The organism is Halopseudomonas xiamenensis (assembly GCF_014219065.1).
Taxonomy (GTDB): domain Bacteria; phylum Pseudomonadota; class Gammaproteobacteria; order Pseudomonadales; family Pseudomonadaceae; genus Halopseudomonas; species Halopseudomonas xiamenensis.
On sequence record NZ_JACLGO010000005.1, the window covers coordinates 105,104 to 127,801 of the forward strand.

At 63.9% G+C, this 22,698-nt stretch carries 23 protein-coding genes; 3 read left to right on the top strand and 20 right to left on the bottom strand.

Annotated elements, in window-relative coordinates:
• Positions 1-4: 4 nt before the first annotated feature.
• From H6X51_RS04910 to coxB, 9 genes are all read right to left on the bottom strand, one after another.
• The gene (locus H6X51_RS04910; RefSeq protein WP_185266401.1) at positions 5-544 is read right to left on the bottom strand and encodes a YaeQ family protein; all 540 of its coding nucleotides are present in this window, start codon (positions 542-544) and stop codon (positions 5-7) included.
• A gap of 73 nt (positions 545-617) precedes the next feature.
• The gene (locus tag H6X51_RS04915; RefSeq protein WP_185266402.1) at positions 618-1,106 is read right to left on the bottom strand and encodes an MgtC/SapB family protein; all 489 of its coding nucleotides are present in this window, start codon (positions 1,104-1,106) and stop codon (positions 618-620) included.
• The gene (gene mdoH / locus H6X51_RS04920) at positions 1,066-3,303 is read right to left on the bottom strand and encodes a glucans biosynthesis glucosyltransferase MdoH (protein ID WP_185266403.1); all 2,238 of its coding nucleotides are present in this window, start codon (positions 3,301-3,303) and stop codon (positions 1,066-1,068) included. Before mdoH ends, H6X51_RS04915 begins: the two co-directional genes overlap by 41 nt.
• Positions 3,303-3,569, bottom strand: a complete 267-nt coding sequence (locus H6X51_RS04925) for a hypothetical protein (RefSeq protein ID WP_185266404.1) — start codon at positions 3,567-3,569, stop codon at positions 3,303-3,305. Before H6X51_RS04925 ends, mdoH begins: the two co-directional genes overlap by 1 nt.
• A gap of 12 nt (positions 3,570-3,581) precedes the next feature.
• The gene (locus tag H6X51_RS04930) at positions 3,582-5,126 is read right to left on the bottom strand and encodes a glucan biosynthesis protein G (protein WP_221627221.1); all 1,545 of its coding nucleotides are present in this window, start codon (positions 5,124-5,126) and stop codon (positions 3,582-3,584) included.
• A 177-nt stretch (positions 5,127-5,303) separates the two neighbouring features.
• Entirely contained in the window at positions 5,304-5,888 is a 585-nt protein-coding gene (locus H6X51_RS04935) for an exopolysaccharide biosynthesis protein (RefSeq protein ID WP_185266405.1), read from the bottom strand.
• Positions 5,889-5,943: 55 nt separating this feature from the next.
• Positions 5,944-6,285 carry a hypothetical protein gene (locus tag H6X51_RS04940; protein ID WP_185266406.1) on the bottom strand — a complete coding sequence of 114 codons (342 nt, stop codon included), beginning with the start codon at positions 6,283-6,285 and terminating at the stop codon, positions 5,944-5,946.
• A 9-nt stretch (positions 6,286-6,294) separates the two neighbouring features.
• Complete coding sequence (ctaD, locus tag H6X51_RS04945; RefSeq protein ID WP_185266407.1) at positions 6,295-8,796, bottom strand: cytochrome c oxidase subunit I; 2,502 nt, start codon at positions 8,794-8,796, stop codon at positions 6,295-6,297.
• Positions 8,789-9,445 (bottom strand): cytochrome c oxidase subunit II, encoded by a 657-nt coding sequence (coxB, locus tag H6X51_RS04950; protein ID WP_235991239.1) that lies wholly within the window; start codon positions 9,443-9,445, stop codon positions 8,789-8,791. The genes ctaD and coxB overlap by 8 nt, the downstream gene beginning before the upstream one ends.
• A gap of 96 nt (positions 9,446-9,541) precedes the next feature.
• Here coxB and H6X51_RS04955 point away from each other — a divergent pair, with 96 nt between their 5' ends.
• On the top strand, positions 9,542-10,021 hold the full coding sequence (locus H6X51_RS04955) for a DUF2231 domain-containing protein (RefSeq protein ID WP_185266409.1): 480 nt from the start codon (positions 9,542-9,544) through the stop codon (positions 10,019-10,021).
• A 26-nt stretch (positions 10,022-10,047) separates the two neighbouring features.
• Here the strand turns inward: H6X51_RS04955 and H6X51_RS04960 are convergent, their stop codons facing one another.
• The 10 genes from H6X51_RS04960 to ffh form a co-directional block, all read right to left on the bottom strand.
• Positions 10,048-10,482 carry a CopD family protein gene (locus H6X51_RS04960; RefSeq protein WP_185266410.1) on the bottom strand — a complete coding sequence of 145 codons (435 nt, stop codon included), beginning with the start codon at positions 10,480-10,482 and terminating at the stop codon, positions 10,048-10,050.
• Between the two features lie 194 nt (positions 10,483-10,676).
• Entirely contained in the window at positions 10,677-12,083 is a 1,407-nt protein-coding gene (gene thrC, locus H6X51_RS04965; RefSeq protein ID WP_185266411.1) for a threonine synthase, read from the bottom strand.
• A gap of 35 nt (positions 12,084-12,118) precedes the next feature.
• The gene (locus tag H6X51_RS04970; RefSeq protein ID WP_185266412.1) at positions 12,119-13,426 is read right to left on the bottom strand and encodes a homoserine dehydrogenase; all 1,308 of its coding nucleotides are present in this window, start codon (positions 13,424-13,426) and stop codon (positions 12,119-12,121) included.
• Between the two features lie 77 nt (positions 13,427-13,503).
• Positions 13,504-14,226: a bifunctional protein-disulfide isomerase/oxidoreductase DsbC gene (gene dsbC, locus H6X51_RS04975; protein WP_185266413.1), complete on the bottom strand. Its 723-nt coding sequence runs from the start codon at positions 14,224-14,226 to the stop codon at positions 13,504-13,506.
• Positions 14,227-14,282: 56 nt separating this feature from the next.
• A complete protein-coding gene (xerD, locus tag H6X51_RS04980) occupies positions 14,283-15,200 on the bottom strand; it encodes a site-specific tyrosine recombinase XerD (RefSeq protein ID WP_185266414.1) in 918 nt (305 codons plus the stop codon).
• A gap of 403 nt (positions 15,201-15,603) precedes the next feature.
• On the bottom strand, positions 15,604-15,951 hold the full coding sequence (rplS, locus tag H6X51_RS04985; protein ID WP_185266415.1) for a 50S ribosomal protein L19: 348 nt from the start codon (positions 15,949-15,951) through the stop codon (positions 15,604-15,606).
• A gap of 32 nt (positions 15,952-15,983) precedes the next feature.
• Positions 15,984-16,733 carry a tRNA (guanosine(37)-N1)-methyltransferase TrmD gene (trmD, locus tag H6X51_RS04990; RefSeq protein WP_185266416.1) on the bottom strand — a complete coding sequence of 250 codons (750 nt, stop codon included), beginning with the start codon at positions 16,731-16,733 and terminating at the stop codon, positions 15,984-15,986.
• Between the two features lie 3 nt (positions 16,734-16,736).
• Positions 16,737-17,279, bottom strand: a complete 543-nt coding sequence (gene rimM / locus H6X51_RS04995; protein ID WP_185266417.1) for a ribosome maturation factor RimM — start codon at positions 17,277-17,279, stop codon at positions 16,737-16,739.
• A gap of 1 nt (position 17,280) precedes the next feature.
• Positions 17,281-17,529 (bottom strand): 30S ribosomal protein S16, encoded by a 249-nt coding sequence (gene rpsP, locus H6X51_RS05000; RefSeq protein ID WP_105646896.1) that lies wholly within the window; start codon positions 17,527-17,529, stop codon positions 17,281-17,283.
• A 174-nt stretch (positions 17,530-17,703) separates the two neighbouring features.
• Positions 17,704-19,101 (bottom strand): signal recognition particle protein, encoded by a 1,398-nt coding sequence (gene ffh, locus H6X51_RS05005; protein ID WP_185266418.1) that lies wholly within the window; start codon positions 19,099-19,101, stop codon positions 17,704-17,706.
• Positions 19,102-19,257: 156 nt separating this feature from the next.
• Between ffh and H6X51_RS05010 the strand changes: the two genes are divergently transcribed.
• Positions 19,258-20,058: a cytochrome C assembly family protein gene (locus H6X51_RS05010; protein ID WP_185266419.1), complete on the top strand. Its 801-nt coding sequence runs from the start codon at positions 19,258-19,260 to the stop codon at positions 20,056-20,058.
• A 34-nt stretch (positions 20,059-20,092) separates the two neighbouring features.
• Complete coding sequence (locus H6X51_RS05015; RefSeq protein WP_185266420.1) at positions 20,093-21,382, top strand: HlyC/CorC family transporter; 1,290 nt, start codon at positions 20,093-20,095, stop codon at positions 21,380-21,382.
• A gap of 129 nt (positions 21,383-21,511) precedes the next feature.
• Here the strand turns inward: H6X51_RS05015 and purT are convergent, their stop codons facing one another.
• Positions 21,512-22,693, bottom strand: coding sequence for a formate-dependent phosphoribosylglycinamide formyltransferase (purT, locus tag H6X51_RS05020; protein WP_185266421.1), 1,182 nt, complete (start codon positions 22,691-22,693; stop codon positions 21,512-21,514).
• Between the last annotated feature and the right edge of the window lie 5 nt (positions 22,694-22,698).

Here is a 22,698-nt window from a genome sequence, read left to right on the forward strand (position 1 = left end):
GGACTCAGCGTTCCCCCAACAGCCATTCGAGGGCCAATTCATGCTGGGTATCGGCATCGCTGACATAGAGCACGCCATCGCTGATCATCACGCTCCAGTCGATGCTGCGCCCCAGCTCGCCGGCCAGCGCATCCAGGGGCGCCTGGGGCAGCACGGCGATGCTCAGGTTGCTCAGCTGCGCCACCGTCGGCACCACCTTGCCGGCCCAGACGCGGTTGTTGCCATACACCAGCAACGAGCAGCGCTCGGCGCGGCGCGAGCCGGTGGTCAGCCGCTCCGCATCGGGCTGGCCGACATCGATCCAGTGCTCGATGCGATCATCCAGGCTCTTCTGCCACAGCGCCGGCTCATCCACCTCCGACAGACCGCGACCGAACGCCAGGCGCTCCTGATACCACAGCGCATAGGCGAGAATCCGCGCCGCCAGGCGCTGCCCGGTTTCCGACGGATGCCGCGCCACGGTCAGGCGCAGGTTCTCGTATACGCCGCGGTCGGTATCGGTGAGGTTCAGCTGGACCTTGCAGGGAATGGACTGGAGCGCCATGGCAGCGGATGTTCCTGATTCAGACGGGCCGGCAGTGTAACGCAAAACCACCGTGCCCGTCCGACTGCGGCACTCACCCGTCGTCACGCTCCTTGGGCTCGATGATGTGCGGCAGTACCTGGAGGATGAACAGCATCAACAGGGTCGCCAGTACCGCCGTGGCTTCCAGGCCCAGGCCGACACAGACGCCGACCGCGGCGGTCATCCACACCCCGGCGGCGGTGGTCAGGCCCTTGACCTCGTTCATCCTGCCACCCTTGATGATGGTACCGACGCCGAGAAAGCCGATGCCAGCGACTATACCCTGCACTACCCGGCTCAGGGCGTCGTCCTCCGCACCGATCAGCACGAAGCCGATCACGAACAGTGCCGAGCCGGTGCATACCAGCATGTGCGTGCGTATCCCCGCCGCCTTGCCGTGGGTTTCGCGCTCATAGCCGAGCAGCCCACCGAGCAGGGCCGCCAGCAGCAGGCGCAGGCTGACACGGGTCGCCTGCTCCACATCGGTGAGATCGGAAAACTCACTGACCAGGGTGGTCAGAATGACTTGTGAGACATCCATCGGCCGGTACCCGTGTTATCCGCTGTTTGCGCTGCCCATCGAGCAGCATGACCGGCGACACCGGACCAGCCGGGCCGCCTTGCACTTCCCGCACCGGGCGGCGCACTATCTGCTGCAACAGCAGGCGCCCCCATACCGATTGCGGCTGCGCCCGCCAGACCTGCCGATGCAGGTGCGCCATGGCCTCGCCATCCTGCGCCAGCAGGCTCAGTTCCTGATGCGTGAGACTATCCGGCCCGCGCTCCAGGCAATGCTGGCAGAGCGTATCCAGCCGTTGCCGGCGCAACCCGCCGCGCCCGCGACGGCCCAGCGCCACCTGCAGGGCATTGTGTCGCGGGTCGATCACCGACTCGCAGAAGCCGGGCTGCTGTGTACCGGCCAGCGGATTGTGCGCGAGTTCTTCCAGCAGCGTCGCGCCATGCACTTCCTCTGCGGTCATCAGCCAGCCATGGCGTTTCAGTCGCTGCCCCAGTTGTACCCTGCTCAACACCACGGAAATCGGCGCGGCGAAGATCAATGGCAACGCCACCGGCAACGACCAATAGAAGAACATGGGTTTCAGCCACAGCGCGAACAGCGCCCAACCCAGCCCGAGGATCGAGCCCGGTGCCTGGTAGATGAACGCCTTGAGCCAGCCGGTCTCGCTGGTGCGGTTCTGGCCGGCCCAGCGCAGGTTGATATTGAGCAGCGCCTCGGCGACATAGCGCGAATGCGAGAGCATGCGGATCGGCGCCAACAGCGCGGAAATCAGTATCTCCAGCAACACGCTGCCAAACAACCGCAGGAATCCGCCGAAGGCCCGCAACCGCCGGCTCAGGGCAGCATCGGCCAGGCCTAGGAACTTGGGCAGGAACAGCAGTGCCAGGGTACAGGCGACCAGGCTCCCCGCCCGGAACGGCTGCCATTGCGGCCACAGCGGATACAATTGGTGCGGGTCGGGAAAATAGTTGATCGGCCACAGCACCAGACGGGTGGTGGCGATGGTGGTCAACACCAGGAACGCCAGCCACAGCGGCGAGGCCAGGTAGGACATAATGCCGTTGAGCAGCGCCAGGCGGTGGGCGAACCTGAGCTTGCGGCTGCGCAGCAGCAGCCACAGATGCTGCATGTTGCCCTTGACCCAGCGCCGGTCGCGGGTCAGCTCGTCGACCAGCGAGGGCGGTGACTCCTCCCAGCTGTCGCGCAGCCCCGGCTCCAGCCAGACCTCGTAGCCGGCCCGCCCAAGGTAGGCCGCCTCGACGAAGTCATGACTCATGATCGGCCCGCGGAACAACCCCCAGCCTGGCAGCTTGCGCAGGCCGCAATGGGCCATGAACGGCTGGATACGCAGGATCGCGTTGTGGCCCCAGAAGGCCGCCTCGCCCAGTTGCACCGCCGCCAGGCCGGTGCTGAACAAGGGGCCGTACAGCTGGCTGGAGAATTGCTGCACCCGGGCGAACAGCGAGCGGCCGTTGAGCAGTTCCGGGCTACTCTGCAGGATGCCCACCGCCGGATGCCGCTGCATCAGCTGGACCATGCGCACCAGGGTATCGCCGGCCATCAGGCTGTCGGCGTCGAGCACCACCATGTACTGATAGCCCCGCCCCCAGCGGCGCAGGAAATCGGCGACATTGCCGCTCTTGTAGTTCAGGTTGACCTGGCGGCGACGATAGAACAGCCGTCCCGCCGCGCCCAGCTGCCGCACCAGACGAGACCAGGCGGCCTGTTCCTGCAGCCATATGTCCGGGTCGCGGCTGTCGGACAGGATGAAGAAATCGAAGTGCTCGAGCTGGCCAGTGCGCTCCAGGCTGCGGTACACCGCGCTCAGGCCGCCCAGGCTGCGTTCGATCGGCTCATGGTAGATCGGCATCAGGATGGCGGTACGTGCCAGCGGCGTTGCCGCCAGGGTGTCGGCATCCTGCTGGCGCAGCAGCGAATGCCGATCCCCACCCAGGCGGCGCAGGACGAATCCGGCCACGGCGATCCAGAAGCCGAAGGAGATCCAGGCAAACAGGATGGCGAACAGCACCAGCATGCCGATCTCCACCCCATTGCCACCCTGGTAGGGCAGCACCGAGAGCATGAACCAACTGGCCAGCAGCGTCTGCCCACCGACCAGCAACAACAGGATACTGCGGCGCAGCAGGGCGGCCAGTCGCCAACGGCGGCGGGAAGCGGCCAGATCGACCGTCTTGGCAACCCCGGTGCGGGTCAGCATCAGTAGTCTCCGTAGGCGATGCTGCCGCGCTGCAGCGCTGGTGCCAGCGGCGGGCAACGCAGCTGCGCGGGCGGGGGTTCCGGCAACATGCCGCGCTGGCGCAGCAGCTGCAGGCTGGCGCCGAACAAGTCCGCCTGCTGCGCGGCAATGCTGTCGGCCAGCGCCTGCAGCGCCGCCTGCTGCAGCTGCGGCGTCAGTGTCCAGCCGGCCCAGCGCAGCCAGGCCAGAATACGCCGCAGGGCTTGCTCAGAGGGGGTGGCGCGCATAGTGTTCGCTCATCATTGGATGACCTTCAGCACATCGCTGTCCGGCATCAATTGGTAGGTCCAGGTTTCGCTCAGGGTCTGCTCACCCTCGTGCAGGAAGGCGCGGATCGACAGCGGCCGGTTGGCCGCCGGACGCACCAGCATGGATAGCCGCCAGCGTTCGAGCGCGGGGATGTACTCGACGAAATGCTCCAGCAGTTCGCCCTCCTCCAGCGCCGTCACCTGCCCAGCCACCGGCGCATCCGCGGCCAGCTTGTCCAGCGGGCCACCGGCAAAATCGACGATCACCCGCACCGCTCCCTTGGCATTGCCGCCACCGATGCGGGTGCCGTCGCCGAGAAAGCTGTCCACCGCCTGGGCCATGGGGTTGCGCGCCAGCTCGGCATTGCCGAAGCGCACACGGTAAGCATAGCTGTAGGACTGCTGGTCCTGCAGTTTGCCCTCCGGGGTCCAGAACGCGACTATGTTGTCGTTGGTCTCGTCCGGGGTCGGCAGCTGGGTCAGCACCACATGGCCCTTGCCCCAGTCACCGCTGGGCTCGACCCAGGCACTGGGCCGCGTGCCATAGTGGGCTTCCGGATCCATGTAGCTGGCGAAGCCGGTATCGCGCTGCAGCAGGCCGAAGCCCTTCAGCTGCTGGGTGGCGAAGTAGTCCATGCTCAGTGCCGCCGGGTTGTTCAGCGGGCGCCACAGCCATTCGTCGCTGCTGCCATCATGCACCAGCAGGCCGTCGGAATCATGCACCTCCGGGCGCCACTCGCCATCCGGGCGCAGGGTGTTCTCACCGTAGTAGAACATGCTGGTCAAGGGCGCCACGCCGGCCAGCTCGATGCGCTGGCGCGGGAACAGCACCGACTTGACCTCCAGCACGGTTTCGTCACCTGGAGTGACCTCGAACTGGTAGGCCCCGGCCAGACTCTTGCCATCGAGCAGGCCGTAGAAGGTAAAACTCTTGGCGTCGGCCTTGGGCTTCTCCAGCCAGAACTCTACGAAGGCGGGAAACTCCTCACCACTGGGCAGGCCGGTATTGACCGCCACGCCGCGCCCGGACAGGCCGAAATTGTTGTGCCGACCGACCGCGCGGTAATAGCTGGCCCCGGCAAATACCAGGAACTGATTCTGCACATCCGGTGCGCTGAACGGGAAGGTCAGCTTGAACCCGGCATAACCCAGGTCGACCGGCAGCAGCTTCTCGATCTCGCTGTTGGGATAGCTGAACTGGTTCTTGTCGAAGCTCAGTGGCTCGGCCTGATCACCATCGACGATATGGATATCCACCGCATGCTGGTAGAACAGCCCCGGCGGGATCAGCATCAGGTTGAACGCCGCCCCCTCTTCACGCCACAGGCTGCTCTCGGGCTTGAAGCGGATACCCTGGTAGTCGTGATAGCTCAATTCCTGCAGGAACCGGGGCACCTGCTCCGGCGCCTGCCAGTCGCTGCCCGCCAGCCTCTCGGCCTTGTCGACCACCGTCTGGAAGTCGAACGGCTCAGCCCACGCCGTCATCGGCAACAGGCACAGCAGGGGATACACCAGGCGCTTCAGATCCATCGTCATTCTGCTATCTCCACAGGCGGTGAACAGTGGCGGTCGTTACGTAACGGCACTGAGTATTTAGTGTCACCAGGCGTGAAGACAGTTCCACCTAACGATCATGCCGCCATCGGCACCCCGAATCATGACAGTCCGCAGCGGCGTGATCGTTCCCTCTTCCGGCGCTGCGCGACTTTCACGCTAAAGGAGACCGTAGGCAATCACCCCGCCAATCCCGAGCGTGGCAGCGTAGGCGATCAGTACCAGAACACCATCATGGGCAATACGCGCCAACCCGAAACAGGTCAGCGACACGCCGGCACTGCTGGCGGCGAAGGGTATGGGTTCGAGCAGCGGCAGGGTGACTGCCAGCGCCAGGCAGACCAGGGCGATCGGCAGGCTGCCGGGACCATCCACCAGCAGCACCAGCCGCTGCTTCACGAACCTGTCGATAAAGCGGGCCGGGCGGCGCATCCAGGTCACTGCCTTGCTCAGCTTCTGCTGCTTGATCTTGCGCCGCAGGATCCAGCCCGGCAGCCAGATATGCCGTTTGTACACCAGCATCTGTATGGCGATCAGGAACACTGCCACCCCCATGGTGGACGGCAGGCCGGGAATGCCGCTCAGCGGCGATACCAGGATGAGGCCGATCAACAGCAACAACGGGCCGAAGGAGCGGGTACCCACGCCCTCCACCAGTTGGCCCATGGATACCGCCTGCTCCCCCTCGGCAGCTTGCTCCATACGGTCCAGCAGTTGTTCCAGGTTGCTCAGTTCCTGCGTCACCGCGCCGCCCTCCCCTGCTGTGCAAAGGCTCCTGCCAACGGCCCACCGATCTGCTTCAGATACATGGCGGCAGAAACAGTATGGGCATCGCCACCGCCAGGGTGGCCAGCGCTGACAGCAGATACAGGCAGGCAGCGCTGCGCGCCATGAAGCGCTTGAGCGAATCACTGTCGGCGTGCCCCTGCCAACACCAGCGCGCGGCCCAGGCGAGCAACGCCACCACCACCAGGGTCAGCGGCAGCAACAACATGTTGATCCAGCTCAGGGCGCCGGCGGCCGGGTCCGGTGGGGCCAGCTTGCAGGCCACCGACAGGCCGCCATACAGCACCACGAACCAGACCGCCCAGACGCTCAGGCCGAGAATCAGGTGCAGCGGATGCGTACGTGTTAATCCCATGTCGCGCTCCTACCAGGCCATCGGCAACAGGATGAAGGCAGCGAAGCCGAGCCAGAACACCCCCAGGGTATAGCTCCAGAACGGCTGCAGTACCTGCGGCTCATAGGGCAGCCGTACGCTGACATAGCCACGCTGCACACGCACCGCCTGCATGGCACTGAGCAATGCCGCCAACGCCCCGTGGAACAGCAGATAGCAGAGCATCACCGTCAGCACCGCGTCATAAGCCGAACCGGTCGGACTCAGTTCAGCCAGCAACAACACCCAGACCAGCAACAGCACATGCACCACGCCGAGTAATGCCACCAGCCACAGGCCACCCGCCAGCTGGCTGGTGCTGCCGCGCTGCAGTTGCCGGTTCAGCCAGTGATAGAGCGCCACCGCCAGGCTCAGGCCGAGACCGCTGGCAAGCAGCAATGGCACATCGAGCGGCCCCTGCTCCGGCGCCTGCCATTGCGGCGCGGCGGTCCACAGGTAGAACCAGCCGAACAGCAGCGAGGCGTACAGCGAGCCGTTGGCCATGAGCGTCAGCAACATGCCCCAGCGCCCCGGCCCATCCAGGGTACGCGAATGCAGTGGCGGATCGCAGGGATCATCCGCCCGCAGCGGTGCGGCGCGTGGATGCCCACCGTTGTGCCAGCTCCAGCGCAACATGATGACGGTGCTGACCAGCACCGCAGCCAGCGCCAACCAGTAGCTCTTGAGCAGCAGCCCCAGGCATACCACCGTCAGCGCCAGCCCGGCCTGCAGCGGAATCCATGAGTTGCTCGGCAGATGTACCCGCTCGCGCAGCCGACCGCTCACCGCATCTGAGCCCCAGGTTTCCCGCAGCCCATGGTGGATGGTCGCCAGCGAATGCTCGCCGCGCTCGATCTCGTCGGGCAGCTGCGGGTTGTCCCACAGCGGGTGGCGGCTGCGAATGGTCGGCAGGCTGATGAAATTGTAGGTGGTCACCGGCATGGCCACCGCCCATTCCAGCGTATCCGCCGCCCAGGGATTGCGCGGCGCGCGCCGACCGAAGCGAAAGTGCATGCCGATATCGAGCAGGAACATGGCAATGCCGATGGCCATGATGAAGCCACCGATGGTCGACAGCAGGTTCAACCAGTCCCAACCCAGCCCCGCCTCGTAGGTGTACACCCGCCGCGGCATGCCCAGCAGCCCGGTCAGGTGCATCAGCAGGAAGGTGACGTTGAAGCCGATGAACACCAGCCAGAACGCCCAGGCACCGAGCACATTCGATGGCATGCGCCCGGAAACGTGAGGCAACCAGTAATACAGACCGGCAATCAGCGGGAACAGCATGCCACCGACCAACACGTAATGCAGGTGGGCAACCACGAAGTGGGTGTCGTGCACCTGCCAGTTGAACGGCACCAGCGCCAGCATCACCCCAGTCAGGCCACCAGCGACGAAGATGATCAGAAAGCCCAGTATCCACAGCATCGGCAGGTTCCACACCACCCGCCCGGTCCACAGCGTGGCCAGCCAGGCGAAGACCTGGATGGTGGTGGGGATCGCCACCAGCATGCTGGCCATGGAGAAGAAGGCCTGTGCCAGCTGTGGAATGCCGACGGTGAACATGTGGTGTACCCAGAGGCCGAAACTGATGAAGCCCATGACGATGACCGCCAGCACTATCCAGCGATAGCCGACGATCGGCCGCCGGGCGAACACCGGGATCAGCGTCGAGACGATGCCCGCCGCCGGCAGGAAGATGATGTACACCTCGGGATGGCCGAACAGCCAGAACAGGTGCTGCCAGAGCAGCGGATCGCCGCCACCGGCGACTTCGAAGAACACCATGCCGGCGGCCCGCTCCAGTTCCAGCAGGATGCTGGCAAGGATCAGCGGCGGAAAGCCGAATACGATCATCAGCGCCATGGCCAGGATATACCAGCAGAACAGCGGCATCTGCCGTAGCGACATGCCGTTGGCACGGGTACGCAGGATCGACACGATCAGCTCGATGGCGCCGGTCATCGAGCTGATCTCGACGAAGGTGATGCCCAGCAGCCAGAAGTCCGACCCGGGGCCCGGCGAGAAGGTGCTGCTGCTCAGCGGCGTATACATGAACCAGCCCGAATCCGGGGCGATGTTCAGCAGCAGGCTGGAAAGGATGATCAGCCCGCCGAACAGGTAGCAGAAATAGCCCATGGCGCCGAGCCGCGGAAAGGCCAGGTCGCGCGCGCCGATCATCTTCGGCACCAGATACATCGCCACGCCCTCCAGGATCGGGATGGCGAACAGGAACATCATCAAGGTCCCGTGCATGGTGAACAGCTGGCTGTACAGGTCAGCGCCGATGATGCTCTGCTCCGGCAGGGCCAGCTGGGTGCGCAGCAGCATGGCCAGCAGCCCACCGACCAGGAAGAAGAACAGCCCGGTAACGATGAAACGCAGGCCGACCGAGGTGTGGTTGACCGCCGCCAGGGCGCCGATGCCCGGCAGGTTGCCCCACACCCGGTCGAACTGTGCGTGCAATTGTGCGTTGTCCTGCTGCTCACTCATCGCCAGTCGCTCCTTCCAGCCAGGCAGCGTACTCACTCGGCGCATGGGCCCGGACGGTGAATTTCATGTGTGCATGCCCGATACCGCAGAACTCCGCGCACTGGCCGTGGTACAGCCCCGGCTCGTCGGCCTGCAGACGCAGCACATTGGTGCGCCCCGGCAGCATGTCCAGCTTGCCGCCCAGGCGCGGCACCCAGAAGGAGTGAATGACGTCGTCGCTGGTCAGGTGCAGGTCCACCGGCGTGCCGGCCGGGATATGCAGCTCGTCGCGCAGGCGGATGCCACTGTCAGGATAGCTGACGTCCCACCACCATTGGCGGGCGGTGACGTCGATGCGCACCACCTCGCTATCAGCCAGCGGCAGGGGCAGCATGCGGTGGCCGATGGGAATGCCGAACGCCAGCAGCAGGGTGATGCTGGTCACCGGCAGAACCAGCCCACCACCGATGATCCAGCGGTTGTGCACCCGCCGCGCCTGCTCCTGCGACCACTGGCGCGGACGGCGACGCAGGGCATACAGCCACAGGCTTACCACCGCAATCAGGGTGACCGTGGCGAAGCCGACCATCGCCCACCACAATCCGGCCGCGCCGGCAGCGGAAGGCCCGGCCGGGTCGAGTGCGGAATAGGGTCCGCTGCAGCCGCCCAATAATGCTGCCAGGCCGGTCAGGCCAGTGGCTGCTACGCTTGAGGCATACCGCTTGTGTGCGTGTGACGCGGACCTTGGTTCAGGAGAGAGTCGTGCATGATGAATGAATCCATCGCCAGCAAGATGTCGATCGGTGGCCACCCGATCCATCCGATGCTGATCCACTTCCCGGTGGCCGCCCTGATCGGCCTGATCGGCACCGATCTGGCCTACGCCCTGACCGCGGATTATTTCTGGGCCCGTGCCGGCCTGTGGCTGGCTGGCGTGGGTACGCTCGGTGGCTGGCTGTCGGGCAGCGTCGGCCTGCTCGACCTGCTGATAGTCCCGCAGATTCGTCGGCTGATCACCGCCTGGTGCCACGCGGTACTGGCCGTCATGCTGTTGTCGCTGGCATCGCTGAACTGGTTGCTGCGCATCGGCGCAGCGGAGCAGGCCATCCTGCCCTGGGGGCTGTACCTGTCGCTGCTCAGCGGTCTGGCGATTGCCGCCACCAGTTTCCTCGGTGGGCAATTGGTGTACGACCATGCAATTGGCGTGGACTTCGAGGAAGCCCCCGAACCGCCTCAGCCCGAATGAGCGACGCCAGCGTGACACTGGCGGGCTCATAGCGGCAACTCCAGCATAGGCTTGGCCAGCACCAGCCAGAGAATCAGCACCAGCAAGCAACAAAGCACCGCCCCGGCGGCGAGGCACCAGCCCCGCAAGGGCTTCTCACCGCCGCGTTCCATCCGCAGCACCAGCAAACCGATCAGCACATGGCATAACACCAGCGCGGTCACCGCCGTCAGCTTGAGGATCAGCCAGCCATCGACGGTCCGGTCCACGACGAAGACCAGGGTGCCGGCAATGATCGCCAGCAGCGCCGCGGGGGTGGCAATCCGGGTGAAGACGAAACGCTCGATCGAGTTATGCGGATTGCTGCGCACTATCATGCTGGAACCACGACCACTGTGGCTGGCAATCAAGGCAGGCAGGTACAGCAACGCCGCTATCCAGAACACCAGCGCCATGATGTGCAATACCAGAAACCAGAGCATTCGGAGTCAACTCCTGTCATCTCACGAGGTGATCGCCCTGGCGACAGAGCGAAGCTAACAGTGGGACAACAGGAATCTGCGGTTTGCACAACCGATCTTGCACACAAGGACGGCATCACAAATGACAACGGCACCCGACTGTGGGTCGAGTGCCGTTGGCGTGGTGCTGTAGTGGGCCTCGCGGCCCGGCAGGGTTACAACGGCTTGCCGCGGTTGCCGTGGGCGGCAACGAACTGCTGGATATCGGTGAGGCTGTTGGGCAGCACCGTGCAGCGCTCCTCCCGCTCGAACAGGTCGGCCAGGTGCGCCGGCAGTTGCGGCTCCTGGACCTGCGCCTTGCGCACCGCCTCGGGGAACTTGACTGGATGCGCGGTGCCCAGGGTGATCATCGGTGTGACCATGCTGCGCCGGCACTCGCGGGCCGCCCGTACACCAATCGCGGTATGCGGGTCGAGCAGCTCGCCGCACTCGCGGTAGACCTCGGCGATGGTCGCGCAGGTGGCCTCGTCATCCACTGCCAGCGAGTCGAACAGACGCCGGGCTTCGGTCCAGCGCTCCGGCTCCACCGACAGCTTGCCGCTCTGGCGAAAGTTGTCCATCAGCTCCTTGACCAGCGCACCGTTGCGACCGTGCAGGTCGAACAGCAGGCGCTCGAAGTTGGACGACACCATGATATCCATCGACGGCGACAGCGACGGGTGCAGGGTGTCCTTGTCGTACTGGTTGCCGCTCATGAAGCGGTGCAGGATATCGTTGCGGTTGGTGGCCACCACCAGTTGGCTGATCGGCAGCCCCATGTTGCGCGCCAGGTAGCCGGCGAAGATATCGCCGAAGTTACCGGTCGGCACTGAGAACGCCATGGAGCGCTGCGGGCCGCCCAGCTGCAGGGCAGCATGGAAGTAGTAGACGATCTGCGCCATGATCCGCGCCCAGTTGATCGAGTTGACCGCGACCAGGCGGTTGCCCTTGAGGAAGCCCTGGTCGGCGAAGCTGGCCTTGACCATCTCCTGGCAGTCGTCGAAGTTGCCTTCGATGGCGATGTTGTGGATGTTGTCGCCGGCGATAGTGGTCATCTGTCGGCGCTGCACTTCCGACACCCGGTTGTGCGGGTGCAGGATGAAGATATCCACGCTGTCGCAACGGCGGCAGCCTTCGATGGCCGCTGAGCCAGTATCACCGGAGGTGGCCCCGAGGATCACCGCCCGTTCGCCGCGCTTGGTCAGGAAGTGATCCAGCAGGCGACCCAGCAGTTGCAGGGCAAAGTCCTTGAACGCCAGGGTCGGGCCGTGGAACAGCTCCAGCACCCACTCGTTGGCGTTCAGCTGGCGCAGCGGCGCCACCGCGTTGTGCGCGAAGACGCCGTAGGTATCCTGCAGGATGGCCTTGAAATCGGCATCGGAAATGCTCTCGGCAACGAACGGGCGCATCACGTTGAAGGCCAGTTCGTGGTACGGCAGGCCGGCCCAGGAGGCAATCTCTTCCTGGGTAAAGCGCGGCAGGTTCTCCGGCACATACAGGCCGCCGTCGGACGCCAGTCCGGCGAGCAGCACTTCTTCGAAATTGAGGGCCGGTGCCTGGCCGCGGGTACTTATATAACGCATCTGTTCAAACCTTCGGTCTGAGCTTCAAGCTCGGGTTAATCCAGGTGTTCCACACGGATCCGCATCAGCGGGCTGCTGACTTCATCCAGCGCTTCCAGCGCAGCGATAGCCTCGTTCATGCTCTTCTCGCGTACGCGGTGGGTGAGAATGATGATGGGTACCAGACCGTCCTGCTCTTCCACATCCTTCTGCATGATCGATTCGATATTGATGCCGCGCTCGGACAGGATGCTGGCCACCCGCGCCAGCACACCGGGACGATCCTGGGCATGCAGACGCAGGTAGTAGGCGGTTTCCACCTCGCCTACTGGCAGGACCGGCAGGTCCGACAGGGTCTCGGCGCGGAACGCCAGGTGCGGCACGCGGCTTTCCGGCTCGCAGGTCACCGCCCGTGCCACATCGATGATGTCGGCTACCACCGCCGAGGCGGTCGGCTCAGCGCCGGCGCCGGCGCCGTAGTACAGGGTCGAACCCACCGCATCGCCGTTGACCATCACCGCGTTCATTACGCCATGTACATTGGCCAGCAAGCGGTCCGCCGGGATCAGCGTCGGGTGCACGCGCAGCTCGACGCCCTTCCCGGTACGCCGGGCGATACCCAGGTGCTTGATGCGATAACCGAAGGCCTCGGCGTAGTGCACGTCCGCCGTGGTCAGCTGGGTGATGCCTTCGGTGTAGGCCTTGTCGAACTGCAGCGGGATACCGAAGGCGATGGAAGCCAGGATCGTCAGCTTGTGCGCCGCGTCGATGCCTTCCACGTCGAAGGTCGGATCAGCCTCGGCATAGCCCAGCGCCTGGGCTTCGGCCAGTACGTCCGGGAAGGCACGGCCCTTGTCGCGCATCTCGGTGAGGATGAAGTTGCCGGTACCGTTGATGATACCCGCCACCCACTGCACGCGGTTGGCCGCCAGGCCTTCGCGCAGCGCCTTGATGATCGGGATGCCACCGGCGACCGAGGCCTCGTAGGCAACCATGACACCCTTGTCCCGGGCGGCGGCGAAGATCTCGTTGCCATGTACGGCGATCAGCGCCTTGTTGGCGGTGACCACATGCTTGCCGTTGGCGATGGCCTGCATGACGATCTCCAGGGCCAGGCCGTAACCACCGATCAGCTCGACGATGATATCGATGTCGGGGTTGTTGACCAGTGCCAAGGCGTCGTCACAGACCTGGACGTTGTCACCGATGTTGCAGGATGGGTTCGGGTGCCGGGTGGCAATATGGGTCACCTCGATCGCCCGGCCTGCCCTGCGGGCAATCTCCTCGGCGTTGCGCTGCAGAACATTGAAGGTGCCACCGCCGACGGTGCCCAGACCACATATACCCACTTTGACCGGTTTCAAACCAAGCCCCCACGTTTATCCATGTTGTAGTAACTGTATGTTGTAACTGCGTTGCTCAGCCCACCAGCGGTGAGCCGCTACTTGTTGTTGGCAATGGCCTCTTGCGCCAGCGCCTGGGCCGGCTTGTAGCCGGGCACCAGGGTGCCATTGGCCATGAAGATCGCCGGCGTGCCCTGCACACCCACCTGGCCACCCAGTTGATACTGCTCGGCCACCGGGTCGTCGCAGGTGGCCGGGGTCACCGACTTGCCCTGCTTGGCGCGGGTCATGGCGCTCTGGCGGTCGTCCGCACACCAGATCGAGCGCATGACCTCGGCGGTCTTGCTGTCAGCCCCGGCACGCGGGAACGCCGCATAGCGCACCTCGATGCCCAGCGCGTTCAGATCGCCGATTTCCTCATGCAGCTTGCGGCAATAACCGCAATCCACATCGGTGAACACGGTGATGTGCGTTTTCGGCTGTTCGGGAGCAAAGACCACCAGCTCCTCGGTCGGGATACCATTGATCACCTCGCCAATGGCCTTGGCCTCGACCTCGGCGGTCAGGTTGCGCGGCTGGCCACCATTGACCGCGATCATCGCGCCCTGAAACAGATAACTACCATCGGCGCTGCCATACAGCACCCGTCCGTTCTGCAGCTGGATCTGATACAGACCGCTGACCGGCGTCTCGGAAATGCTCGAGACCGACATCGGAAAGTTCAGACTGTCCAGACTCTGGCGAATGTTCTGTTGTGCATCCGCCCAGGACTGGGCCGCGCACAGGGTCAGCAGGCCAACTGCCAAGTGTTTCAGTCGCATATATCGATCCCTAACAGATCCTGAAAGACTGGCAAGCTTAACATGAAACCCGCTTCTCACCCACGGGGATGATGACTGGCATGCAGCTCGCGCAAGCGGTGCCTGGCGACGTGGGTATAGATCTGCGTGGTGGACAGGTCACTGTGGCCGAGCAGCAGTTGCACCACGCGCAGATCGGCGCCGTGATTGAGCAGATGGGTGGCGAAGGCATGCCGTAACGTATGAGGCGACAACGGGCGACGAATGCCAGCCTGAGCGGCGTGCAGCTTGATCCGGTGCCAGAAGGTCTGCCGGGTCATCTCCCGGGCCTGCTGACTGGGAAACAGCACATCACTGGGCTTGCCCTTGAGCAGCGCCGGACGCGCCTCGGTACAGTAGCGCACGATCCACGCCAGCGCTTCCTCTCCCAGCGGCACCAGCCGCTCCTTGCTACCCTTGCCGACGATGCGCAACACACCCTGGCGCGGATTCAACTGGTCGAGCCGCAGCCCGACCAGCTCGCTGACCCGCAGGCCGCAGGCATACAGCACCTCCAGCATGCAGCGATCACGCAGCCCGAGACTGTCATCGATATCCGGCGCCGCCAGCAGCGCCTCCACATCCGCCTCGCTCAGCGTCTCGGGCAACGGCCGGCCCAGGCGGGGCATGGCGATATCCAGCGTCGGGTCTTCGCCAATCAGCCCCTCACGCAGGGCATGCCGATAGAAACCACGCAGACAGGACAGCAGGCGCGCGGTGGAACGCGCCTGATAGCCGGCATTGATGCGCCAGGCCAGGTGCTCCATCAGCAGGGGCCGCGAGGCCGCATACAGCCCGCCACGCCCCTGCAACCAGCCGGCCAGCAGGCTCAGGTCGGTGCGATAGGCCTCCAGGCTCTTGTCCGCCAGGCCACGCTCCAGCCACAGGGCATCGACAAAACGACCGATGGCCTGCTGATCGGCATCGCTGGGCGGGGGAAGTTCAGGTGCGTTCATGGCTGTCTCGGATCAACATGCCGAGGATGATAAAGGCTTTGGCCGAGCGGTTCGAGCACCAGGCCTGATGGAGGGTACGCTGCCGCTCTTCACGCCATCATCCTTCTCCCTGGGCGTTCTACCTGCCCTAGCGTTCCGCTTCGCCCCCAATCGTCATCCTTCGCGAAGGCGAAGGATCCAGGGCTCCGGCTGACTCGAAGTGATCTGTGGATCCTTCGCCTTCGCGAAGGATGACGGGGGTGGGGTGTGAAGGGTGACGAGGTCCCACATTGTGTTGGGTCAAGATCGGGATCTATTCGGCGTTTCCCAAGGGGAGAGGGAGTAGATGGTGCTTGCCGCCAGGGATGGCAGGCCACAAAAAACCGCCCGAAGGCGGTTTTTTGAGTACCAGGTAAAGACTCGATCAGCCGAGCTTTTCCTTGATACGTGCGGCCTTGCCGGACAGGGCGCGCAGGTAGTACAGCTTGGCTTTGCGCACGTCACCGCGACGCTTGACAGTGATGCTGTCAACCATCGGGGAATAGGTCTGGAAGGTACGCTCGACGCCGACACCGCTGGAGATCTTGCGCACGGTGAAAGCGGAGTTCAGACCACGATTACGCTTACCGATAACCACGCCTTCAAAGGCCTGCAGACGCTGACGGTCGCCTTCCTTCACTTTAACCTGGACGATGACAGTGTCACCCGGCGCGAACGCGGGGACTTCACGGGTCATTTGCTCTGCTTCGAGCTGGGCAATGATGTTGGACATTTCTAAAACTCCTACAAGCCGCCGGACTTGCTTCAATGGTTATCGGTTTCCTGCTCGCGGATGTATTCCGCCAGCAGTTGCTGCTGTTCTTTGCTCAACGTCAGTTCCGCAAGCAGGTCCGGGCGGCGTTGCCAGGTTCTGCCCAAGGACTGCTTGAGACGCCAGCGCCGGATCAGTGCATGATTACCACTGAGCAGCACCTCCGGTACGCGCTGCCCCGCAAACTCTTCCGGGCGGGTGTAATGCGGACAATCCAGCCACCCTTCCGAAAACGAATCCTCCACCGCCGAGTCCGCATGCCCGAGCACGCCGGGGATCAGGCGGGTTACCGCATCCAGGAGCACCATGGCTCCCAGCTCACCACCGGACAACACGTAGTCGCCGATGGAAACTTCCTCGTCGACGCACATCTCGATGATGCGTTCGTCGATCCCCTCGTAGCGGCCGCACAGCAACACCAGGCTGTCCAGTTGCGCCAGCTGCTCTGCCCGTTGCTGGGTCAGCGGCTGCCCCTGGGGCGACAGATAGATCACCCTGGGGGTTGAGGGAGCCTTCTCGCGGATGGCTTCAATCGCCTCCAGCAAGGGCTCGACCTTCATCAACATGCCCGGACCACCCCCGAAGGGTCGATCATCGACCGTACGGTGCCGGTCGTGGGCATACTCACGGGGATTGCTGTACTCGACAGTCAACTGGCCCCGCTTGACGGCCCGCCCAGTCACTCCGTGGTCGGTCAAGGCCGTGAACATCTCGGGAAACAGGGTTACCACACCGGCCCACACCGGTCAGAACTCCGGATCCCAGTCGACCTGCATGATACCCTCAGCCAGGTCGATGTGCTTTACGTACCGCTCCGGCAGATACGGCAGCAGCCGCTCACGCTGGTCGATACTGCCCGCACAGGGCTTTACCACCATGACATCATTGGAGCCGGTTTCCAGCAGGTGGTCGATACGACCAAGCAGTTGCCCATCCAGGGTCACTACCTGCAAACCTTCCAGCTGATACCAGTAGAACTCGCCATCGTCCAGCTCCGGCAGTTCGGATTGCGGCACGCAGATTTCCCAATCCACCAGTTCCAGCGCCTGATTCCGATCGGTCAGCCCCTTGAGCTGTACCACCAGAATGCGTCCCTGAACGCGCCCCGCAACAACGGACACCTGACGCTGTTCATTACCCCGGCGAATGGTCCACTCGGGATAGTCCAGCACGTTGTCCAGCGGATCGGTGTGCGAATACACCTTCACCGCTCCGCGTATGCCATGAACCGATACGATCTTGCCGAGGATCACCAACGGCGACCCAGCCGGCTCGGGCTGGCGAATCATATCAGGCAGAGGCCTGAGCTTCCTTCAGCAGAGAAGCAACGCGCTCGGACGGCTGTGCGCCCTGACCCAGCCAGTAGCTCACACGCTCCTGGTTGACGGACAGACGGGTTTCACCACCGGCGGCAACCGGGTTGAAGAAACCGACGCGCTCAACGAAGCGGCCGTCGCGGGAATTGCGGCTGTTGGCAACAGTCAGATGATAGAAGGGGCGCTTCTTGGAACCGCCACGAGCAAGACGAATAGTTACCATGTGAACATCGTTTCCTGTATTTGAGTAGCACTCATGGATTCATTACGGGCAAGTAGCCCGAAAGGTCGCGTATTCTACGGAATATCGCGGACAAATGAAACTCCTTTGTGAAGCGCCCCGGCAGCAGGCCGTCAGCGCTTCTGGATTGGGCCCTGCCGACACACCCGGCAGGCCTCAGAACCGGGGCATACCGCCGCCCGGCGGCAGCATCCCACCACCGCCGCCGCCCATACCACCCATGCCCCGCATGAGCTTGGCCATGCCGCCCTTGCCGCTGACCTTCTTCATCATCTTCTGCATCTGCTTGTGCTGCTTGATCACCCGGCCGATATCCTGGATCTGGGTGCCCGAGCCGGCGGCGATACGGCGCTTGCGCGAGCCACTGATGATGTCCGGGTTGCGCCGTTCGGCGGGGGTCATCGAGTTGATGATGGCTTCCATCTGCTTGAACTGCTTTTCCGCCTGGGTCTGGGCGGTTTCCATCTGTGCCGGGTTGATCTTGCCCATCATCGGCAGCTTGTCCATCAGCGAACCCAGCCCGCCCATGCCGCGCATCTGCTGCAACTGGTCGCGGAAGTCCTCCAGATCGAAGCCCTTGCCCTTCTTCAGCTTGTTCGCGAGCTTTTCGGCCTTGTCCTTGTCCAGCTTCTGCTCGGCCTGCTCGATCAGACTGAGCACGTCGCCCATGCCGAGGATGCGCGAGGCCACCCGGTCAGGATGGAAGGGCTCCAGGGCATCGGTCTTCTCGCCGACACCGAGGAACTTGATCGGCTTGCCGGTGATATGGCGCACCGACAGCGCCGCACCACCACGGGCATCACCATCGACCTTGGTCAGGATCACACCGGTCAGCGGCAGTGCCTCGTTGAACGCCTGGGCGGTATTGGCCGCATCCTGACCGGTCATGGCATCGACCACGAACAGGGTCTCGGCCGGCCTGGCGGCGGCATGCACCGCCTTGATCTCGTCCATCATGTCGGCATCGACGTGCAGGCGACCGGCGGTATCGACGATCAGCACGTCCATGAAGCGGCTTTTCGCTTCATTGATGGCGGCCTGGACGATGGCCACCGGCTTCTGCGTCAGATCCGAGGGGAAGAAGGTAACGTCCACTTCCGCCGCCAGGGTTTCCAGCTGCTTGATCGCCGCCGGACGGTAGACGTCGGCACTGACCACCATGACCTTTTTCTTCTGCCGCTCGCGCAGGGTCTTGGCCAGCTTGGCCACGCTGGTGGTCTTGCCCGCCCCCTGCAGGCCGGCCATCAGGATCACCGCCGGCGGTGTGACCGCCAGGTTCAGGCCCTCGGCCTGGCCCATGACCGCTTCCAGCTCGGCCTTAATGATCTTGACGAACACCTGCCCCGGCGACAGACTGCGGGATACCTCCTGACCCACGGCGCGATCACGCACCTGGTCGACGAAGGTCTTGACCACCGGCAGGGCAACGTCCGCCTCGAGCAACGCCATGCGCACTTCGCGCAGCGTATCCTTGATATTGTCTTCGGTCAGCTTGGCGCGACCGGTGACCCCGGCAAGGGTGCCGGACAGGCGTTCGGTAAGATTTTCAAACATCGACGAATTCTCCTTTGCCCCGCGTGCCCCGCTACGGGTTGAGGCGTTCTGGCCGGCAAGTATACATTGGGGTTTGTGTGGATGCAGCAAGCGCTTTATCCTCAGCACAGCTTGTGCGACACTCCCTTCTCAATTGATAAGCATTTGCAAGGACGTATGACAGCTCTGATATCCAGCCTGCTTGCCGCTGTGTTCTATCTCGGCGGCACGCTCTACCAGGTACGCTGCCTGCGGCAGCGGCAGATCGCCAGTCCCGGGCTGTTGCGTGGCATCGGGGCCATGGCGCTGGTCGCCCATGCGGTGAGTCTCTACGTCCAGCTGTTCACCGGCCATGGACTGTCGTTCGGCTTTTTCCACGTGTCCTCGCTGATCGCCTGGCTGGTCATCGCCGTGACCCTGGTATTCAGCCTGCGCGCCCCGGTGACCAGCCTGCTGCTGGTACTCTTCCCCCTGGCGCTGATCACCGAACTGCTGGCCTGGCTGTTCCCCGGCCATGGCGCGGCGACCATTCCCGGCAAGTCGAGCCTGCTGATCCACGTGCTGCTGTCGATCCTGGCCTACGGCATCCTGACCATCGCTGCGTTCCAGGCGACCCTGCTGGCGTTCCAGGACCACCAGCTCAAGCACCGCAACCCGGTGCGCTTCAACCGTACATTCCCACCGCTGCAGACCATGGAGGAGCTGCTGTTCCAGTTCCTGCTGTGTGGCGAGGTATTGCTGACCCTGTCGCTGATTTCCGGCTTCGTGTTCCTCGACAACATGTTCGATCAGAGCGTTGCGCACAAGACGCTGCTCTCGTGCCTGGCCTGGGTGGTCTTCGGCATCCTGCTGTGGGGCCGGCATTTCCGCGGCTGGCGTGGCAGCAATGCCATCCGCTGGACGCTGGGCGGCTTCATTCTGCTGATGCTGGCGTTCTTCGGCAGCAAGCTGGTCAGCGAATTCATCCTGCCAATGTGATGGCCAGCCCCACCAACCCGTGCCGAGGTAACTCTTGAGTGACACAAGCACCGGCGTACTGTTACTGATATTGGTCTTGCTCATCATCTGCTCGGCCTTCTTCTCCAGCTCCGAGACAGGGATGATGAGCCTCAACCGCTACCGTCTCAGGCACCTGAGCAAGAAGGGCCACCGCGCCGCCCAGCGCGCCGAACAGATGCTCGGTCGTCCCGACCGCCTGCTGGGCACCATCCTGGTGGGCAACAATATCGTCAATATCCTTGCCGCCTCGATCGCCACCGTGATCGCGGTGCAATTGTGGGGTGACGCGGGTATCGCCATCGCCACCGTGGTGCTGACCATCGTCATCCTCATCTTCGGTGAAATCACGCCAAAGACGCTGGCGGCACTGCATCCTGAGATGATCGCCTTCCGCGTCTGCGCCCCGCTGAACCTGTTGCAGCGCGTGCTCTACCCGGTGGTCTGGCTATGCAGCTCGATAAGCAATGCCCTGCTCCGCCTCATGGGAATCAATCCGACGGGCAGCAATGATGCCCAGCTCAGCACCGAGGAGCTGCGCACAGTGGTGAACGAGGCAAGCCTGGGCATCACCCGCAAACGCCAGAACATGCTGCTGAGCATCCTCGACCTGGAAAAGATGACCGTCAACGACATCATGGTGCCGCGCAACGAGGCCTATGGCATCGACCTGGACGATGACATGTCGATCATCCGCGACCAGTTGCAGACCAGCCATCACACCCGGCTACCGGTGTTTCGCGGGGATATCAACAATGTCACCGGGCTGCTGCACATGCGCGACATCGCCCGGCTGCTGAGCCGCGACGAGCTGACCAAGGAGGCCCTGATCGACGCCTGCAAGGACCCCTATTTCATCCCGGAAAATACCCCGCTGCACACCCAGTTGCTGAATTTCCAGGTGCATAAGCGGCGCATCGGCTTCGTGGTGGATGAATACGGTGATGTGATCGGGCTGGTGACCCTGGAAGACATTCTCGAAGAGATCGTCGGCGAGTTCACCACCGACCTGCTGCCGGCCAGCCACGACATCCACCCGCAGCCGGATGGGACCTATGTGATCGACGGCAGCGTGTACCTGCGCGACATCAATCGCCAATTGCACTGGCAACTACCCGAAGATGGCCCGAAGACCCTGAACGGGCTGATTACCGAGCGCCTGGAACATATTCCGGATAACAGCGTCGGCCTGAGCATCGGAGATTACCGGCTGGAAATCCTGCAGACCAAGGACAACATGATCAAGAGCGTGCGTATCTGGCGGCTCGGTGCCCAGCCGGTTGTCGGCAATACACCGGGCCGTTGACCGACGTGGACTGACTGCGTCGCCGGCAGCGCGGCAAACCCTGTCGTCGCGCAGGCGCGCGACAACCCTGGGATGTAGCGCGCCGGGCCGCGTTCAGGCGTTACGCCGCTCCGCCACGCAAGCTGGTCACTACAATTCCACCCGCACCGCCTGGGCCGCGCGCAGCGCTCGGGCCCTGGCCAGCTCGGTATCCTCGTCCCGTGCCAGCGTCACGCCCATGCGCCGCAGACCATCAACTCCCGGCTTGCCGAACAGGCGCAGCTGGGTATCCGGCTCGCTCAGCGCCTGCTGCAGATTGCCGTAGCCGACGCTGTCGGAACGTCCGTCAGCCATGATCACCGCTGATGCCGACGGCCCGAACTGGCGTATCTGCGGAATCGGCAGCCCGAGGATAGCCCGGGCGTGCAAGGCGAACTCGGACAGCTCCTGGGAGATCAGCGTCACCAGGCCGGTGTCATGCGGCCGTGGCGATACCTCGTTGAACCACACCTGATCGCCCTTGACGAACAGTTCGACGCCGAACACGCCACGCCCACCCAGCGCATCGGTAATGCGCCGGGCCACATCCTGCGCCCGCGCCAGGGCCTGCTCGCTCATCTGCTGCGGCTGCCAGGATTCGCGATAGTCGCCGCTTTCCTGGCGGTGACCGATGGGCGCGCAGAAGCTGGTGCCGCCGATATGCCGCACGGTGAGCAGGGTGATCTCGTAGTCGAAATCGACGAAGCCCTCGACGATCACCCGACCGCTGCCGGTACGCCCGCCCGACTGGGCATAGGCCCAGGCCGCCTCGATATCGTCCTCGCTGCGCAGCAGGCTCTGGCCCTTGCCGGAGGAACTCATCACCGGCTTGACCACGCAGGGCAGGCCGATCTCCCTGACCGCCGCCAGGTAGTCCGCATGACCATCGGCAAAGCGATAGGGCGAGGTGGGCAGCTGCAGTTCTTCACTGGCCAGGCGCCGGATGCCCTCGCGGTCCATGGTCAGCTGCGCGGCGCGGGCGGTGGGGATGACCGTATAGCCCTCCGCTTCCAGCTCCACCAGCACGGCGGTGGCGATGGCTTCGATCTCCGGCACGATATACGCTGGCCGCTCGGTTTCGATCACCTGACGCAGCGCCACGGCATCCAGCATGTTGATCACATGGCTGCGGTGCGCCACCTGCATCGCCGGGGCGTTGGCATAGCGGTCCACGGCAATGACCTCGCAGCCCAGTCGCTGCAGCTCGATGGTCACTTCCTTGCCCAGCTCACCTGAGCCGAGCAGCAGTACACGGGTAGCATTCCCGGTCAATGGCGTTCCGATACAGGGCATGCCGA

What these genes read in the sequence shown, in the direction of transcription:
- H6X51_RS04910 (WP_185266401.1), bottom strand. Translation starts at nt 544, where the DNA reads ATGGCGCTCCAGTCCATTCCCTGCAAGGTCCAGCTGAACCTCACCGAT.
- H6X51_RS04915 (WP_185266402.1), bottom strand. Translation starts at nt 1,106, where the DNA reads ATGGATGTCTCACAAGTCATTCTGACCACCCTGGTCAGTGAGTTTTCC.
- mdoH (WP_185266403.1), bottom strand. Translation starts at nt 3,303, where the DNA reads ATGCTGACCCGCACCGGGGTTGCCAAGACGGTCGATCTGGCCGCTTCC.
- H6X51_RS04925 (WP_185266404.1), bottom strand. Translation starts at nt 3,569, where the DNA reads ATGCGCGCCACCCCCTCTGAGCAAGCCCTGCGGCGTATTCTGGCCTGG.
- H6X51_RS04930 (WP_221627221.1), bottom strand. Translation starts at nt 5,126, where the DNA reads ATGACGATGGATCTGAAGCGCCTGGTGTATCCCCTGCTGTGCCTGTTG.
- H6X51_RS04940 (WP_185266406.1), bottom strand. Translation starts at nt 6,285, where the DNA reads ATGGGATTAACACGTACGCATCCGCTGCACCTGATTCTCGGCCTGAGC.
- ctaD (WP_185266407.1), bottom strand. Translation starts at nt 8,796, where the DNA reads ATGAGTGAGCAGCAGGACAACGCACAATTGCACGCACAGTTCGACCGG.
- H6X51_RS04955 (WP_185266409.1), top strand. Translation starts at nt 9,542, where the DNA reads ATGATGAATGAATCCATCGCCAGCAAGATGTCGATCGGTGGCCACCCG.
- H6X51_RS04960 (WP_185266410.1), bottom strand. Translation starts at nt 10,482, where the DNA reads ATGCTCTGGTTTCTGGTATTGCACATCATGGCGCTGGTGTTCTGGATA.
- thrC (WP_185266411.1), bottom strand. Translation starts at nt 12,083, where the DNA reads ATGCGTTATATAAGTACCCGCGGCCAGGCACCGGCCCTCAATTTCGAA.
- dsbC (WP_185266413.1), bottom strand. Translation starts at nt 14,226, where the DNA reads ATGCGACTGAAACACTTGGCAGTTGGCCTGCTGACCCTGTGCGCGGCC.
- xerD (WP_185266414.1), bottom strand. Translation starts at nt 15,200, where the DNA reads ATGAACGCACCTGAACTTCCCCCGCCCAGCGATGCCGATCAGCAGGCC.
- rplS (WP_185266415.1), bottom strand. Translation starts at nt 15,951, where the DNA reads ATGTCCAACATCATTGCCCAGCTCGAAGCAGAGCAAATGACCCGTGAA.
- rimM (WP_185266417.1), bottom strand. Translation starts at nt 17,279, where the DNA reads ATGATTCGCCAGCCCGAGCCGGCTGGGTCGCCGTTGGTGATCCTCGGC.
- rpsP (WP_105646896.1), bottom strand. Translation starts at nt 17,529, where the DNA reads ATGGTAACTATTCGTCTTGCTCGTGGCGGTTCCAAGAAGCGCCCCTTC.
- ffh (WP_185266418.1), bottom strand. Translation starts at nt 19,101, where the DNA reads ATGTTTGAAAATCTTACCGAACGCCTGTCCGGCACCCTTGCCGGGGTC.
- H6X51_RS05010 (WP_185266419.1), top strand. Translation starts at nt 19,258, where the DNA reads ATGACAGCTCTGATATCCAGCCTGCTTGCCGCTGTGTTCTATCTCGGC.
- purT (WP_185266421.1), bottom strand. Translation starts at nt 22,693, where the DNA reads ATGCCCTGTATCGGAACGCCATTGACCGGGAATGCTACCCGTGTACTG.